Below are 13,966 nucleotides of genomic sequence, written 5' to 3' on the forward strand. Positions count from 1 at the left end.
CTGGGAACTTTCCTAATGTCCATTCTCGTCAACAAAGACACCAAGGTCCTGGTCCAGGGCCTGACCGGCAAGACCGGCACCTTCCATACCGAACAGGCGCTCGCCTATCACGGCACCCAGATGGTCGCCGGCATTCACCCCAAGAAGGGCGGCGAGAAATGGGTCGCCGGCGACGGCGCGGGCGAAAAGGCCGGCGCCGAGCTGCCGATCTTCGCCAGCGTCGGCGAAGCCAAGGAAGCGACCGGCGCCGACGCGTCGGTGATCTACGTCCCGCCGGCAGGCGCGGCCGCCGCGATCATCGAGGCGATCGAAGCCGAGATCCCGCTGATCGTCTGCATCACCGAGGGCATCCCGGTGCTCGACATGGTCACCGTCAAGGCACGGCTGGAGAAGTCGAATTCGCGCCTGATCGGCCCGAACTGCCCGGGCGTGCTGACGCCGGAGGAGTGCAAGATCGGCATCATGCCGGGCTCCATCTTCAAGAAGGGCAATGTCGGCATCCTGTCGCGCTCCGGCACGCTGACCTACGAGGCCGTGTTCCAGACGACCAATGAGGGCCTCGGCCAGACGACGGCCGTCGGCATCGGCGGCGACCCGGTCAAGGGCACCGAGTTCATCGACGTGCTTGAGATGTTCCTCGCCGACGACGAGACCCAGTCGATCATCATGATTGGCGAGATCGGCGGCTCGGCCGAGGAAGACGCCGCCCAGTTCCTCAAGGACGAGGCCAAGAAAGGCCGCTCCAAGCCGATGGTGGGCTTCATCGCCGGTCGCACGGCGCCTCCCGGACGCACCATGGGCCATGCCGGCGCGGTGATCTCCGGCGGCAAGGGCGGCGCGGAAGACAAGATCGCGGCGATGGAAGATGCGGGCATCCGCGTTTCACCGTCGCCGGCGCAGCTCGGCAAGACGCTTGTCGAGGTGCTGAAAGGCTGACGACGGGATCGGCGGGGCGGCACGGTCGCCCCGCCGCCCGGATTTCGTTGGGGCAAGGCGGCGCAGACCGCCGAGGAAACGCAAAGCGCGCACAGCGCATCAAATCCAAGGACAGGGCGATACCGGCCCGCGCAAGGTGAAGCAAATGGCACGCACCGATGAACTGAACGACCTCTTTGCCTCGACGTCGTTCCTGTATGGCGGCAACGCCCATTACATCGAGGAACTCTACGCACAGTACCAGGACGATCCTGCGTCCCTGCCGGTGGAATGGCAGGCCTTCTTCGGCGAGTTGCAGGACAAGCCCGACGATGTGCGCAAGAACGCCCGTGGCGCCTCCTGGGAGCGCGACAACTGGCCGTTGACGCCGAATGGCGAACTGACGTCGGCGCTCGACGGCAACTGGGGCGAAGTCGAGGCGCATGTGGGCGCCAAGCTGAAGGAGAAGGCCGTCGCCGCCGGCGCGCCGACCTCCGAGGCCGACATCCTGCAGGCGCAGCGCGATTCCGTGCGCGCGATCATGATGATCCGCGCCTACCGCATGCGCGGCCATCTGCACGCCAATCTCGACCCGCTCGGCATCGCCGGCGTGAAAGAGGATTACGACGAGCTCGATCCCAAGGCCTACGGCTTCACGGAGGCCGATTACGGCCGTCGCATCTTCATCGACAACGTGCTCGGGCTGGAATACGCGACCATCCCCGAGATGCTCGACATCCTCAAGCGCACCTATTGCTCCACCATCGGCGTGGAGTTCATGCACATCTCCAATCCGCAGGAGAAGTCCTGGATCCAGCAGCGCATCGAGGGTCCGGACAAGGGCGTGGCGTTCACCGCCAACGGCAAGAAGGCGATCCTGCAGAAGCTGGTCGAGGCGGAAGGCTTCGAGCAGTTCATCGACGTCAAGTACAAGGGCACCAAGCGCTTCGGCCTGGATGGCGGCGAGGCGCTGATCCCGGCGCTGGAACAAATCATCAAGCGCGGCGGCGCGATGGGGCTGAGGGACATCGTCTTCGGCATGGCCCACCGCGGCCGCCTCAACGTGCTCAGCCAGGTGATGGCGAAGCCGCATCGCGCCATCTTCCACGAGTTCAAGGGCGGCTCCTTCACCCCTGACGAGGTGGAAGGCTCCGGCGACGTGAAATACCATCTCGGCGCCTCTTCGGACCGCGAATTCGACGGCAACAAGGTGCACCTGTCGCTGACCGCCAACCCCTCGCACCTGGAAATCGTCAACCCGGTGGTGATGGGCAAGGCGCGCGCCAAGCAGGACCAGATCGCCGGCGGCGCGCAGCGCGACGAGGTCGTGCCGCTTGAGGATCGCGCCAAGGTGATGGCGCTGCTGATCCATGGCGACGCGGCCTTCGCCGGCCAGGGCGTCGTGCCGGAATGCCTCGGCCTGTCGGCCCTGCGCGGCCACCGCGTCGCGGGCACCGTGCATTTCATCATCAACAACCAGATCGGCTTCACCACCAATCCGCGCTTCTCTCGGTCTTCGCCCTATCCGTCGGATGTGGCCAAGATGATCGAGGCGCCGATCTTCCACGTGAATGGCGACGACCCGGAAGCCGTGGTCTACGCCGCCAAGGTGGCGACCGAGTTCCGGATGATGTTCCACAAGCCGGTCGTCATCGACATGTTCTGCTACCGCCGCTTCGGCCACAACGAGGGCGACGAGCCGGCGTTCACGCAGCCGCTGATGTACAAGAAGATCCGCACGCACAAGACGACCGCGCAGATCTATGCCGACCAGCTGATCGCCGAGGGGCTGATCACGGTCGACGAGTACGACAAGATGAAGTCGGACTGGCGCGAGACGCTCGAGGTCGAGTTCCAGGCGGGCGATTCCTTCAAGCCGAACAAGGCCGACTGGCTGGACGGCAAGTGGTCGGGCCTGTCCAAGGCCGACAACCAGGACGAGCGTCGGCGCGGCAAGACCGCCGTGCCGATGAAGACCCTGAAGGAGATCGGCAAGAAGCTGACGGCGGTGCCGGAAGGCTTCAACGTCCACCGCACGGTCAAGCGCTTCATGGACAACCGCGCCAAGATGATCGAGACCGGCGAGGGCATCGACTGGGCGACCGCCGAGGCGCTCGCCTTCGGTTCGCTCGTGCAGGAAGGATACGGCGTGCGCCTGTCCGGCCAGGACTGCGAGCGCGGCACCTTCTCGCAGCGCCACTCGGTGCTCTACGACCAGGAAGACGAGAGCCGCTACGTTCCGCTCAACGCCATCTCCGCCGGCCAGGGCCGCTACGAGGTCATCAACTCGATGCTCTCGGAAGAGGCGGTGCTGGGCTTCGAATACGGCTACTCGCTGGCCGAGCCGAACGGGCTGACGCTCTGGGAAGCGCAGTTCGGCGACTTCGCCAATGGCGCGCAGGTGCTGTTCGACCAGTTCATCTCGTCGGGCGAACGCAAGTGGCTGCGCATGTCGGGTCTGGTCTGCCTCCTGCCGCACGGCTATGAGGGGCAGGGCCCCGAGCACTCCTCGGCGCGCCTCGAGCGCTACCTGCAGATGTGCGCGGAAGACAACATGCAGGTCGCCAACTGCACGACGCCGGCCAACTACTTCCACATCCTGCGCCGCCAGTTGAAGCGCGACTTCCGCAAGCCGCTGATCCTGATGACGCCGAAATCGCTGCTGCGCCACAAGCGCGCGGTGTCGACGCTGTCGGAGATGTCGGGCGAGAGCGCCTTCCACCGCCTCTTGTGGGACGATGCGGAGAACAAGGATTCCGAGACCAAGCTGGTGACGGATTCCAAGATTCGCCGCGTCATCATGTGCACGGGCAAGGTCTATTACGACCTGTTGGAGGAGCGCGAGGCGCGGGGTGTCAACGACATCTACCTGCTGCGCCTCGAACAGCTCTACCCGTTCCCGGCCAAGGCGCTGATCACCGAATTGTCGCGGTTCAAGAATGCCGACATGGTCTGGTGCCAGGAAGAGCCGAAGAACATGGGCGCATGGTCATTCATCGATCCGTATCTGGAATGGGTGCTGGCGCATATCAACGCCAAGCATCAGCGCGTGCGCTACACCGGCCGCGCCGCTTCCGCCTCGACCGCGACGGGTCTGATGTCGAAACACAAGGAGCAGCTTGCCGCCTTCCTCGAGGACGCCCTCGGGGACTGACGCAAGCGCCGAACACCCAATCGATCTGGAAAGTCTGAACATGGCAAAAGAAATCCGCGTTCCCACCCTCGGCGAATCGGTCACCGAAGCGACGATCGGCCAGTGGTTCAAGAAGGTCGGCGACGCCGTCGCCGACGGCGAGACCCTGCTGGAGCTTGAAACCGACAAGGTGACGCTCGAAGTGCCCGCGCCCGCCGCCGGCACGCTGGGCGAGATCATCGCCAAGGAAGGCGAGACCGTCGAGGTCGACGCGCTTCTCGGCATGCTGACCGAGCGCGAGGGCGCTGCTGCCGCCGCGCCGGCCAAAGAGGAAAAGAAGGACGAGGCGCCGAAGGCGGCGCCTGCTCCTGCCGCCGCAGAGCCCGCCGGCGACATGCCGCCGGCGCCGTCGGCCGCCAAGATGATGGCCGACAAGGGCGTCGCCGCAGGCGAGGTTTCCGGCTCGGGCAAGCGCGGCCAGATCCTCAAGGGCGACGTGATCGACGCGCTGGCCGCCGGTTCGGCCGCGCCGCAGGCCGAGACGCCGAAGGCCGCGCGCCCGGCGTCGCCGGCCGAAGATGCGGCCCGCGAGGAACGCGTGCGCATGACCAAGCTGCGCCAGACCATCGCGCGGCGCCTGAAGGACGCGCAGAACACGGCGGCCATGCTGACCACCTACAACGAGGTGGACATGACGGCGGTCATAGAGATGCGCAAGAAATACAAGGACCTGTTCGAGAAGAAGCACGGCGTGAAGCTCGGCTTCATGGGCTTCTTCACCAAGGCGGTCACGCACGCGCTGCAGGAAGTCCCGGCGGTCAATGCCGAGATCGACGGCACCGACGTCATCTACAAGCATTTCTGCCACATCGGCGTGGCCGTCGGCACCGACAAGGGCCTCGTCGTGCCGGTGGTGCGCGACGCGGACCAGATGTCGATCGCCGAGGTCGAGAAGGAAATCGGCCGGCTCGGCAAGGCCGCGCGCGACGGCAAGCTCGGCATGGCCGACATGCAGGGCGGCACCTTCACGATCTCCAATGGCGGCGTCTACGGCTCGCTGATGTCCTCGCCGATCCTGAACGCGCCGCAGTCGGGCATCCTCGGCATGCACAAGATCCAGGAACGCCCGATGGCGATCGGCGGCCAGGTGGTCATCCGCCCGATGATGTATCTGGCGCTGTCCTACGATCACCGGATCGTCGACGGCAAGGAAGCCGTGACCTTCCTGGTGCGCGTCAAGGAAAGCCTGGAGGATCCGGAACGGCTCGTCCTGGACCTTTAAGGGAGGCTTCGATGATCCGCGCCGGCCGCAAGACAGGTGCGGATCATGTCCGGTGACGCCAAGACGCTGCTGGTCACCGGCGGGTCGCGCGGCATCGGCAGGGCCGTGGCGCTTCTCGCAGGTGAACGGGGCTGGCGCGTCGCGGTGAACTACGCCCAGGACGAGGCCGCCGCGGCGCAGACCGTCGCGACCATCGAGGCCGCCGGAGGCGAAGCGTTTTCCGTGCGGGCGGACGTGGCACGCGAGGCCGACATCCTCGCGATGTTTGCCGCGGTGGATGCGCGATGGGCCCGGCTCGACGGGCTGGTCAACAATGCCGGCGTGGTCGACGTGCCGGCGCGGGTCGATGAGATGAGCGTCGAGAGGCTGTCGCGAATGTTCGCGATCAACATCACGGGGTCCTTCCTCTGTGCGCGCGAGGCGGTGAAACGCATGTCGACGCGTCATGGCGGCAAGGGCGGCGCGATCGTCAACCTGTCGTCCGCCGCGGCGTCGCTCGGCTCGCCCGGGCAATATGTCGATTATGCCGCGTCGAAGGGCGCGATCGATACGATGACCGTCGGGCTGGCGCGCGAAGTCGCCGCCGAAGGCGTCCGCGTCAACGCGGTGCGGCCCGGCATCATCGACACGGACATCCACGCATCCGGCGGTCTGCCGGATCGGGTGGCGCAAATGCGGGACATGGTCCCGATGAAACGTGAGGGCACGGCGCTCGAAGTGGCGCATGCCATCCTGTATCTTCTGTCGGACGAGGCGTCCTATTCCACGGGCGCGGTTCTCGATGTGACGGGCGGACGCTAGTTTTCAAGGAAAGGTGGATTATGGCCTATGACGTTGTAGTGATCGGATCGGGACCGGGCGGCTATGTGTGCGCCGTGAAATGCGCGCAGCTTGGCCTGAAGACCGCGATCGTGGAGAAGCGGGCGACGCTCGGCGGCACCTGCCTGAACATCGGCTGCATTCCGTCGAAGGCCCTGCTGCAGGCCTCCGAACACTTCGTCGCGGCCGAGCACACGCTGCCGAAGATGGGCGTCAAGGTCGGCAAGCCTAAGCTCGACCTGAAGGCGATGCTCGCCCACAAGGACGCGACCGTGAAATCCAACGTCGACGGCGTCGCCTTCCTGATGAAGAAGAACAAGATCGACTGGATGACCGGCACCGGCAAGGTCCTCGGCGAGGGCAAGGTCTCGGTGACCGGCGAGGACGGCAAGGAGCAGGAGATCGAGGCGAAGAACATCGTCATCGCCACCGGCTCGGACGTCGCCGGCATTCCGGGCGTGGAGGTCGATTTCGACGAGAAGGTGATCGTGTCGTCGACCGGCGCGCTCGACCTCGCCAAGGTGCCCGGCCACATGGTCGTGGTCGGCGGCGGCGTGATCGGGCTCGAACTCGGTTCGGTGTGGAAGCGCCTCGGCGCCGAGGTCACCGTGGTCGAATATCTCGACACGATCCTCGGCGGCATGGACGGCGAAGTCTCCAAGCAGTTCCAGCGCATGCTGGAGAAGCAGGGCATGAAGTTCAATCTCGGCGCCAAGGTGACCGGCGTGACCAAGGCGGGCAAGGGCGCCCAGGTGACCTTCGAGCCCGCCAAGGGCGGCGATGCGGTGACGCTCGACGCCGACGTCGTGCTCGTCGCCACGGGCCGCAAGCCCTACACGGAAGGCCTCGGACTCGAGAAGGCCGGCGTCGTGCTCGACGAGCGCGGCCGCGTCCAGATCAACGAGCACTGGCAGACCTCGGTCACCGGCATCTATGCGCTGGGCGACGTGGTGATCGGCCCGATGCTGGCGCACAAGGCCGAGGACGAGGGCATGGCGGTTGCCGAGATCATCGCCGGCCAGCACGGTCACGTGAATTACGACGTCATTCCGGGCGTGGTCTACACCGAGCCGGAAGTCGCCTCCGTCGGCAAGACCGAGGAAGAGCTTAAGAAGGCCGACATCGAATACACGTCCGGCAAGTTCCCCTTCGCCGCCAATGGTCGCGCCCGCGCCATGCTGGCGACCGACGGCTTCGTGAAGATCCTGGCCGACAAGAAGACCGACCGGGTGCTCGGCGTGCACATGGTGGGCCACGGCGTCGGCGAGATGATCCACGAGGCGGCCGTGCTGATGGAATTCGGCGGATCCTCCGAAGATCTCGCGCGCACCTGCCACGCCCATCCGACCATGTCGGAATCCGTGCGCGAGGCGGCGCTCGCCACGGCCTTCGGCAAGCCGATCCACATGTGACGCCAGGCGGGTCAAGACAGGCGATACGCGCTGCGGGAATTAAACGTTTACTGTTTCCGGTTACGCTGTCTTAACCACGGGATGCGGCGCGTATTGGCCGCCTCCTCCTTTTGACGGAACTGAAGGATCAGTGATTTGTTCACCGCGTATCGCCGTCCGGCGCATTCGGTACTTGTTTCCCTCGCCATCGTCAGCCCGCTTGCCGGCGCTGCCTTCCTCGCCGGTCCGGCGGCCGCCGACGGCAGCGCTCCGGGCATCGAATTCGAGCTCGGGGGCGGCGGCGTCGTCGCGCCTCGCTACGAAGGGGCGTCCGACTATCTTCTGAGCCCCTATCCGACGTTCCGCCTCAAACGGCTGACCCTGCCGAACGGTTTCCAGATCGGCGGCGGCGACGGCATGGGCCTGTCCTTCTATCCGTCTTTCACCTTCCGCGGCGAACGCAAGGCCGCGGACAACCCGGAACTGGCCGGGCTCGACGATGTCGATTCCGCAGTCGAGCTGGGTGCCGGCGTCGGCTATGCGACGCCCTATTGGAAGGTCTTTGCCGAAGTCCGTCGCGGCTTCAGCGGCCATGAGGGCTATGTCGGGGAGATCGGCGCCGATCTGGTCGCCTATCCGACGGATCGCCTGTCGGTGTCCGTCGGTCCGCGCGCCTCGTTCGCCGACGGCGCCTACATGGACACCTATTTCGGCGTGTCGGCGTCGGAAGCGCAGAATTCGGGGCTGTCGGAGTTCGATGCCGGCGCGGGCTTCAAGTCGATCGGCGTGGAAGCGTCGGCGCGCTATGCGCTGCTCGACGCCTGGGCCGTGGAATCGTCTGCCGGATACAGCCGGCTGGTCGGCGATGCGGCCGATTCTCCTGTCACCGGCATCGGATCGCGCGACCAGTTTTCATTCCGGCTGGGTGTCGTTCGCGAATTCAAGGTCGACTTCTGATCGGAGGCCGACCTCGAAGGCGCCGTCATTCGGACGGCGCGCTCGGAACGATCTCGTCGGGCACGTCGATCGTCACCTCGACGTCGTTGCCGCCGCTCAGCGCACCGGAATTGTAAAGATACAGTCCGCCGACGGCCAGCACGATCAGCAGCACGAGGGCGATGAACCAGCCGGCGCCGGTTCCGTTCGTATAAACGATCTTCGTTTCACGGTCCTGAGTCGTCATGATCATCTCCTGTTTTACATTCAGGCGGACAACGACTCATGTAAGGGGATGGTTCCATTGCCTTTTCGCAAAGAAAACCCGGCGCGCTTGTGGCGACGCCGGGTCTTCGGGTGCTGGAGGCAATGCGACGTTCAGGCTTTCTGCCAGGCGTCGAGGTATTTGATCAGCCAGGCATCGACCGGCATTTGCGCCACTTCCATGGTCTTCAATCTGGAATAGTCGACCGGCGTCTCGTTTTTCGCGACCGTGTCATGCATCGGGCATGCAAGAGCGGAGCCCGAAACGAAGAAAGCGGTCGCAAGGCCAAGGCCCAGTGCTTTGTAAGACATGCGCTGCTCCTTTGCTCATCCGGCAAGGACCGGATTCACGCAGCGTAACCCGAGTGTCGCGAATCACCAATATTGCGGGCGATCACAAATTCAGGAGGTCGTCCGGCGTCTCACTCGTAGAGCGGCGTCACGGTGTAGCCGGCCTTGTCGATCAGCGCGGCCAGGCCACGCTCTCCCGGCAGGTGGAGGGCGCCCACGGCGATGAAGGCGCCGCCTTTTTCCAGAAGAGGCAAGGCACGCTCCACCATGGTCTCGTTGCGGATGTGGACGAGGGCTTCCTCGAACTCGGCATAGTCGGCGGCGGCGTCGCTTCCGTCCTGCGGCTGCGGCGTCACCGCGCGCAGCATGGGCCACACCTTGGCGGTCTGGCCGGAGACATAGAGCTCGATCATGGTCTCGATCATGTCGTCGATGCGATCGCCATAGGAGACGGTTTCAACGAGGGCGCGCACGTGAAATTCGATGGGCAGCGAGGCCATGGCGTCGAACTGTTCCATGATGGTTTCCAGCCCGACCAGTTCCTTGCCGTCGCGCTGGGCGTCCTGGGCGATCTTCACGTCTAGGAAAGGCTTGCCCGCCTGCTTGCGGTCCATCTCGCAAGGCGGCAGCGCGACCATGCCGAGGATGAGCCAGGGCTTCATCCGTTCCACCAGGGCGAGCTGGATGCCGCGGGCGGCGAGACCGTCCACCAGGATCCGGCGCTGCTCCTCGGTCAGGTAATCCGACAGGTCTTCCTTGCCGGTGAACATGGTCAGTTCGGGCTTGGCGAAGATCGCGAGCTGCGCCTTGGCCGGGTCAAGGATTTCGGTGGATTCGATGGCCACCGTCCCCGACGCGTCGAAGCCGTCGCGGGCGCGGGGCGGCAGGTCGATGAGGCGCTCGTCGGTCAGATGCATGGTGCCGAACAGGTAGGACGGTTCGAGGCCCTGCCTGTCGATGCGAAACAGGCGCGTGTCGCCATTGATCGTCGCGGCCGCCTCGTCCATCACCTGCCGATAGGTGTCCGGATCCTCGGTCTGCATCGCGGTCAGCAGGTTCTCTCCCCGGCAATCGTCCGCCGCGGCGGCCGGCAGGGACTGCATCGCGACCAGCAGCACGGCCAGGAAACTCAGCATGAACAACGCATTGGCGAGGCCAAGCGCGGCGAGAAGCGGACCGGACAGCCGGTCGAGGCGGGTCACAAAGGCGTTCATGGCGCCAGTCTGGCCCAAAAGCCCGACGATTCCGTTAAAACGGCCGGCAAAATGCGCGCATCAGGCGCGCGGATGGGCCTGGCGGTAGACGTCGAGCAGCCGCGCCGCATCGACGCCGGTATAGACCTGCGTGGTCGACAGGCTGGCATGGCCAAGCAGTTCCTGGATCGTGCGCAGGTCGCCGCCATTGCCTAGGAGATGGGTGGCGAAGGAGTGGCGAAGCGCATGCGGCGTCGCCGTGTCGGGCAGGCCGAGCGCGCCGCGCAGATTGCGCATGTCGCGCTGCAGGACGCCCGCCTGCAGCGCCCCGCCGCGCGCGCCGCGAAACAGCGGCTGGTCAGGCGCGAGGTCGTGCGGGCACAGGCGACGATAGAGATCGACGGCATCGAAGATGACGGGCAGCAGCGGCACCATCCGCGCCTTGTTGCCCTTGCCGGTCACCGTAAAGGCCTTTTCGCTGCGGTCGCTCAGCGCCTCGCCGGTCAGGGCGAGCGCCTCGCCAATGCGCAGCCCGCCGCCATAGAGCAGCGTCAGAACGGCGGCGTTGCGCGCCGCGATCCACGGTTCCTCGTTCGGCTGTTCGGCGGCGTCGATGACCTTGCGCGCATCGGCGGCCGTCAGCGGCTTGGGCAGCGATTTCGGCTGTCGCGGCGTGCGCAGCGCGGTTGCCGCCGCCGCATTCGCAAGGCCCTGGCGTTCGAGGTGGCGCATGAAGGAGCGGATGCCGGCGAGGCCGCGGCCGAGGGTGCGGGCGCCGGCGCCGGCGGAGCGCCTGCGGGTCAGGAATGCGCGGAAATCGAGCGATTTCAGGTCGGCGACGTCCTTCAGGCCGGGCGGTCCGCCGAGATGGTCGGTCAGGAAGGCGAGGAACTGGCGCGTGTCGCGCTCATAGGCCTCCACCGTCTTCGGCGACAGGCGGCGTTCGCTGGAAAGATGTTCCAGCCAGGCCGTGCGGACGGCGGCGAGGTCGGGCTTCGCGTTGACGAAAAGGGCATGGTCCTGGGGCATGGATACCATCATGGCGGGCAATGGTTACCGGCTGATTGCGCCGGGCTTCAAAACGAGAAAAGCCCCGCTTTGAGCGAGGCCTTTCCGTTTTCTGTCGCGGGAGATCAGCTGACGCAGGCGCCCTTGGTCGGCTGGCCCTGCGTGTTGTGCGAGGATTCAGACCAGGTGCCGCCATTGCCGGCGCAGATCGCGATCAGGGCGTTGCAGGCCGTGACGCCGGAGCAATGCTGGGTGATCGCCTGGGTGCCCGGCTTGTTCGTCGTGTAGCCGCCGATGGTCGGACGCTCGGTCTGGACCGAGAGCTTGCCGCCAGCCAGAGCCGGCGAGGCGACGAGGGTTGCAAGAAAGAGTGCCGTCGAGATTTTCTTCATCATCGTTTTTTTCCTTTGTTTGGGTGGTGTGTCCCTGCTCATGGAGATAGTCGCTTCCGTCCTGGCGCGATGTGCAAACCCTCACAGGAGTCCTTCCGTTGCGGCAGGTTCGGCACTTGCCCGGAAGGGCAAAGGGTGCTTTCAACGCCGCACATCGACGAATGGCGAGAGCTGCATGACAAAACCCGACAATCCGGTGCTGATGGGCGTGATCGGCGCGCCGCATGGCGTGCGCGGCGAATTGCGCGTGAAGCCCTACACGGCCGATCCGATGGCGCTGGGCGATTACGGTACGCTTTTCGACAGCGAGGGCCGCGCCTTCGACGTCATCGAGATCCGGCCGCAGAAGACCGTGGTGGTCGTCACCTTCGAACAGGTGCGCGACCGGTCGCAGGCCGAGGCGCTCAACGGCGTGGAACTGTTCATCTCGCGCGACCAGTTGCCCGACGAGGAGCTGGAGGAGGACGAGTTCTTCGTCGCCGACCTGGTCGGTCTGGACGCGCATGACGAAACCGGCGCCAAGACCGGGCAGGTGATCGCCGTGCACAATTTCGGCGCCGGTGACCTGCTGGAGGTCGCCCCGGTCACGCCGGGTGGCGGGCTGGCGCGCAAGCGCGCCTTCCTGGTGGAATTCTCGCTGGAGACCGTGCCCGACATCGATTTCGAAGGGGGCCGGCTGACCCTGATCCGCCCGCACGAGATCGAGGCGCGCGGCGAGGAGGCCGACACGGCCGAGGACGGCGAGGCATGAGCTTTCGCGCAACCGTGCTGACGCTCTACCCGGAGATGTTTCCGGGCACGCTCGGCCAGGCGCTGGCCGGCAAGGCCCTGGCGCGTGGCGACTGGTCGCTCGACGCCGTACAGATCCGCGATTACGCCACCGACCGGCACAGGAGCGTGGATGACACGCCGGCCGGCGGCGGGGCCGGCATGGTGATGCGCGCCGACGTGCTCGCCGCGGCGCTCGACGCCAATGCCGGCACGGACGATCCGCGTCCGCGCCTCTTGATGAGCCCGCGCGGCGCGCCTTTGACTCAGGCGCGCGTGCGCGATCTCGCGGCCGGTCCGGGCGCCGTCATCGTCTGCGGGCGCTTCGAGGGCGTCGACCAGCGGGTGATCGAGGGCCGCGATCTGGAGGAGGTCTCCATCGGCGATTACGTGCTGTCCGGCGGCGAGGTCGCTGCGCAGGTGCTGCTCGACGCCGTCATCCGCCTGTTGCCCGGCGTCATGGGCAATGCGCAATCCGGCGAGACGGAGAGCTTCGAAGGCAATCTCCTCGAACACCCGCATTACACCCGTCCCGCCGAATGGGAGGGCCGGACGATCCCCGAGGTTCTGACCTCCGGCAATCACGCGAAGATCGATCAATGGCGGCGCGAGGAAGCGGAGAAGCTGACACGGGACCGCCGACCCGACCTGCTGGACGGCTGACCGTCCCGCCCGTCATTTCGTGAAGTAATACCAGCTCAGCGTCAGGCCGACGATGATCACCAGGGCGCGGATGACGGATTGCGGGACCCGTTTCGCCATCCAGACGCCGGCATAGCCGCCAAGTGCGCCGCCGGGGATCATGAGCGCGGCGGGAAGCCAGGCGACCACGCCACCGCCGGAAAAGACGATGATCGCCACCGCGGCGATCAGCACGGCGACGAAATTCTTCAGCGCGTTGAGCCGGTGATAGTCACCGCCCTTGGAGATGCCGAGCACCGCCAGCATCATGATGCCCATCCCTGCGCCGAAGAAGCCGCCATAGATAGAGGTGGCGAACTGGGCGGCGAGGCCGATCGGGCCCATCGGATGGTCGGGGGCGAGCCGCTTCGGCTTCAGCCACGGGCCGGCGGCGAACAGCGCCGTCGCGGCGATCAGCAGCCACGGCACGATCTGGCGGAACGTCGGGTTCGACAGGGCGAGCAGCACCAGCGCGCCGACCAGGCTGCCGATCACGGAGAGCCCGCCGATCAGCAGCGCCTCGCGCAGATCCTTCCGGATTTCCTCACGATAGGCGAGCGCCGAGGTCACGTAGCCCGGGAACTGGGTCACCGAGGAGGTGGCGTTGGCCACGATCGGAGGCACGCCTGCAAGCGTCAGCGCCCCGAAGGTCAGGAAGGTGCCGCCGCCGGCGATCGCGTTGACGGCGCTGGCCAGAAACCCGGCCGAAAACAGGAGCATCGCATCGATTATGGTCATGGGTTTCGCTTCTCGGGGCGCAATGCCCGTCTCCGCCTAGCCGACCGGGCGGCCGGTGCGCAAGCTGCGTGGAGACAAACCGCGTGTTGGGCGGCCGAGCGCGGGGCAATCCGGTGACTGGTGAGAGATGACCGGATTCGGCCGATACTTTGCCG

The 13,966-nt window shown here is 66.0% G+C and carries 14 protein-coding genes; 8 read left to right on the plus strand and 6 right to left on the minus strand.

The features are described 5' to 3' along the window. Positions 1 to 15: 15 nt before the first annotated feature. The 6 genes from sucD (at position 16) to MRY80_RS08130 (ending at position 8,497) form a co-directional block, all read left to right on the plus strand. Positions 16 to 936: a succinate--CoA ligase subunit alpha gene (sucD, locus tag MRY80_RS08105; RefSeq protein WP_293289854.1), complete on the plus strand. Its 921-nt coding sequence runs from the start codon at positions 16 to 18 to the stop codon at positions 934 to 936. A gap of 145 nt (positions 937 to 1,081) precedes the next feature. After that, entirely contained in the window at positions 1,082 to 4,069 is a 2,988-nt protein-coding gene (locus tag MRY80_RS08110; protein ID WP_293289856.1) for a 2-oxoglutarate dehydrogenase E1 component, read from the plus strand. Between the two features lie 40 nt (positions 4,070 to 4,109). Next, complete coding sequence (gene odhB / locus MRY80_RS08115) at positions 4,110 to 5,330, plus strand: 2-oxoglutarate dehydrogenase complex dihydrolipoyllysine-residue succinyltransferase (protein ID WP_293289858.1); 1,221 nt, start codon at positions 4,110 to 4,112, stop codon at positions 5,328 to 5,330. 45 nt (positions 5,331 to 5,375) lie between these two features. Beyond that, positions 5,376 to 6,131 carry an SDR family oxidoreductase gene (locus MRY80_RS08120; RefSeq protein ID WP_293289860.1) on the plus strand — a complete coding sequence of 252 codons (756 nt, stop codon included), beginning with the start codon at positions 5,376 to 5,378 and terminating at the stop codon, positions 6,129 to 6,131. A gap of 20 nt (positions 6,132 to 6,151) precedes the next feature. Next, the gene (lpdA, locus tag MRY80_RS08125; RefSeq protein WP_293289862.1) at positions 6,152 to 7,561 is read left to right on the plus strand and encodes a dihydrolipoyl dehydrogenase; all 1,410 of its coding nucleotides are present in this window, start codon (positions 6,152 to 6,154) and stop codon (positions 7,559 to 7,561) included. 135 nt (positions 7,562 to 7,696) lie between these two features. Then, positions 7,697 to 8,497, plus strand: a complete 801-nt coding sequence (locus tag MRY80_RS08130) for a MipA/OmpV family protein (RefSeq protein WP_293289864.1) — start codon at positions 7,697 to 7,699, stop codon at positions 8,495 to 8,497. A gap of 25 nt (positions 8,498 to 8,522) precedes the next feature. On the opposite strand, the gene MRY80_RS08135 is transcribed toward MRY80_RS08130, so the two are convergent. From MRY80_RS08135 to MRY80_RS08155, 5 genes are all read right to left on the minus strand, one after another. Beyond that, a complete protein-coding gene (locus MRY80_RS08135; RefSeq protein ID WP_293289866.1) occupies positions 8,523 to 8,723 on the minus strand; it encodes a hypothetical protein in 201 nt (66 codons plus the stop codon). Between the two features lie 131 nt (positions 8,724 to 8,854). Then, the gene (locus tag MRY80_RS08140; RefSeq protein WP_293289868.1) at positions 8,855 to 9,052 is read right to left on the minus strand and encodes a hypothetical protein; all 198 of its coding nucleotides are present in this window, start codon (positions 9,050 to 9,052) and stop codon (positions 8,855 to 8,857) included. Positions 9,053 to 9,162: 110 nt separating this feature from the next. Beyond that, entirely contained in the window at positions 9,163 to 10,245 is a 1,083-nt protein-coding gene (locus MRY80_RS08145) for a TraB/GumN family protein (RefSeq protein ID WP_293289870.1), read from the minus strand. Positions 10,246 to 10,305: 60 nt separating this feature from the next. Beyond that, on the minus strand, positions 10,306 to 11,253 hold the full coding sequence (locus tag MRY80_RS08150) for a tyrosine recombinase XerC (RefSeq protein ID WP_293289872.1): 948 nt from the start codon (positions 11,251 to 11,253) through the stop codon (positions 10,306 to 10,308). 104 nt (positions 11,254 to 11,357) lie between these two features. Beyond that, positions 11,358 to 11,627, minus strand: a complete 270-nt coding sequence (locus MRY80_RS08155; RefSeq protein WP_293289874.1) for a hypothetical protein — start codon at positions 11,625 to 11,627, stop codon at positions 11,358 to 11,360. Between the two features lie 172 nt (positions 11,628 to 11,799). On the opposite strand from MRY80_RS08155, the gene rimM reads away from it, so the two are divergent. Further along, entirely contained in the window at positions 11,800 to 12,375 is a 576-nt protein-coding gene (gene rimM, locus MRY80_RS08160) for a ribosome maturation factor RimM (protein WP_293289875.1), read from the plus strand. Continuing rightward, positions 12,372 to 13,055 carry a tRNA (guanosine(37)-N1)-methyltransferase TrmD gene (gene trmD / locus MRY80_RS08165; RefSeq protein WP_293289877.1) on the plus strand — a complete coding sequence of 228 codons (684 nt, stop codon included), beginning with the start codon at positions 12,372 to 12,374 and terminating at the stop codon, positions 13,053 to 13,055. The genes rimM and trmD overlap by 4 nt, the downstream gene beginning before the upstream one ends. A 12-nt stretch (positions 13,056 to 13,067) precedes the next feature. On the opposite strand, the gene MRY80_RS08170 is transcribed toward trmD, so the two are convergent. Beyond that, positions 13,068 to 13,811: a sulfite exporter TauE/SafE family protein gene (locus MRY80_RS08170; protein WP_293289878.1), complete on the minus strand. Its 744-nt coding sequence runs from the start codon at positions 13,809 to 13,811 to the stop codon at positions 13,068 to 13,070. Between the last annotated feature and the right edge of the window lie 155 nt (positions 13,812 to 13,966).

Source organism: Oricola sp. (assembly GCF_022763245.1).
In the GTDB taxonomy this organism is placed as follows: domain Bacteria; phylum Pseudomonadota; class Alphaproteobacteria; order Rhizobiales; family Rhizobiaceae; genus Oricola.

Coding starts and splice junctions, on each gene's coding strand:
- rimM (WP_293289875.1), top strand. CDS start 11,800: ATGACAAAACCCGACAATCCGGTGCTGATGGGCGTGATCGGCGCGCCG.
- trmD (WP_293289877.1), top strand. CDS start 12,372: ATGAGCTTTCGCGCAACCGTGCTGACGCTCTACCCGGAGATGTTTCCG.
- MRY80_RS08145 (WP_293289870.1), bottom strand. CDS start 10,245: ATGAACGCCTTTGTGACCCGCCTCGACCGGCTGTCCGGTCCGCTTCTC.
- odhB (WP_293289858.1), top strand. CDS start 4,110: ATGGCAAAAGAAATCCGCGTTCCCACCCTCGGCGAATCGGTCACCGAA.
- MRY80_RS08135 (WP_293289866.1), bottom strand. CDS start 8,723: ATGACGACTCAGGACCGTGAAACGAAGATCGTTTATACGAACGGAACC.
- lpdA (WP_293289862.1), top strand. CDS start 6,152: ATGGCCTATGACGTTGTAGTGATCGGATCGGGACCGGGCGGCTATGTG.
- MRY80_RS08140 (WP_293289868.1), bottom strand. CDS start 9,052: ATGTCTTACAAAGCACTGGGCCTTGGCCTTGCGACCGCTTTCTTCGTT.
- MRY80_RS08170 (WP_293289878.1), bottom strand. CDS start 13,811: ATGACCATAATCGATGCGATGCTCCTGTTTTCGGCCGGGTTTCTGGCC.
- MRY80_RS08110 (WP_293289856.1), top strand. CDS start 1,082: ATGGCACGCACCGATGAACTGAACGACCTCTTTGCCTCGACGTCGTTC.
- MRY80_RS08155 (WP_293289874.1), bottom strand. CDS start 11,627: ATGATGAAGAAAATCTCGACGGCACTCTTTCTTGCAACCCTCGTCGCC.
- MRY80_RS08120 (WP_293289860.1), top strand. CDS start 5,376: ATGTCCGGTGACGCCAAGACGCTGCTGGTCACCGGCGGGTCGCGCGGC.
- MRY80_RS08150 (WP_293289872.1), bottom strand. CDS start 11,253: ATGCCCCAGGACCATGCCCTTTTCGTCAACGCGAAGCCCGACCTCGCC.
- sucD (WP_293289854.1), top strand. CDS start 16: ATGTCCATTCTCGTCAACAAAGACACCAAGGTCCTGGTCCAGGGCCTG.